Source organism: Bacillus sp. GMs2/2 (genome assembly GCF_050172095.1).
GTDB lineage: Bacteria > Bacillota > Bacilli > Bacillales > Bacillaceae_G > Bacillus_A > Bacillus_A cereus.
Map to the genome: position 1 here is coordinate 1 of NZ_JBNLYE010000724.1, position 1,127 is coordinate 1,127.

Consider the following 1,127-nt stretch of genomic DNA (forward strand, 5'->3'; position numbering starts at 1 on the left):
GTATATTATTTCCCTTTTTCGGGGGATGAGCAAAATCGAATATAAAAACGGAGGAAATCTATGAGTAACGTTCAAAATTATGAAGAACAAGATACATATTTTTTCTATGATACAAATGCATCTGATTTTGCAAACCTCTATCGTTATCGAGTACGCTCTCCTTTAGTTGAGGATTGCATTGAAGGTGGCATAATAAATGATATAGAAATTATACCTTTTACCCTGGATAATGAACGATATAATTTCACTAGATATTATCTAACATCTTTAATTAAATTTGCTTTTAATATTCAAAGACGATTAGGATATGAAGAGACATATTATATGCCAGTTGAATATGGACAGAATATTTATCGGAGAGATTATTTTGAAGATACATTAGCTCTGGCCAATTCGATTTCTGATGATATGTTTTATGAAGCAATTGATGACATTCAGAATATATACACTCATACCCAATACATGCTAAAAATATGTAACCTAATAGAAGAAGGAGGATTTGTACGAGTTTATCGTTCTTTAAATACTATCGAATTAGCACAAGTCCTTCGACAAATAGAAATAGGTGGTTTAAATAACCCAGAATTTACATTCGAAATTGATACAAATATTCTGCTATCTGGCCAGTGCTTTCATAGTAAATTAGATGCAGCTTATGGTCATAAATTGATAAAAGTTTGCTTCAAGGTACCAGTCGAAGATATTATTATGTATCCAGATTTTATATTAACGAAATATGCTAAAAGAGCTTTTCCAGCTAACAGCTTAAAATGCGAAAATGAGATTTTGTTTGTAAATAGACATCCTAGGGGGAAAATGACATTTAAAACTAAAGATATATATCACATAAACAAAGAGGCTTGTTATGAAAGTATTAAAAAGTTTAATCAAAATAATGGACACTTGGACATTGCTACTAAACAATATACAAGTCATTATAGGTATATAAATGATGCTACATATTATTTAATGATGGATGCTCAATTTTTAATATTAAACAGCCAATTACAAGATACGCTAGCAAAGTTAAAGCCCCGTTTAAGAAAAAAAGTAATAAAAAACCTTAATGAATGGGACGCTCAATTTTGACAAATCAATAAAAACAATAAATTAACTCCCCATTACTT

Annotated in this window: 1 protein-coding gene; it reads left to right on the plus strand. The window is 29.7% G+C overall.

Annotated features, from left to right (window positions below):
- The first annotated feature begins 60 nt into the window (after positions 1-60).
- The gene (locus ACQGS6_RS29025) at positions 61-1,089 is read left to right on the plus strand and encodes a hypothetical protein (protein ID WP_426966073.1); all 1,029 of its coding nucleotides are present in this window, start codon (positions 61-63) and stop codon (positions 1,087-1,089) included.
- Positions 1,090-1,127 lie beyond the last annotated feature (38 nt).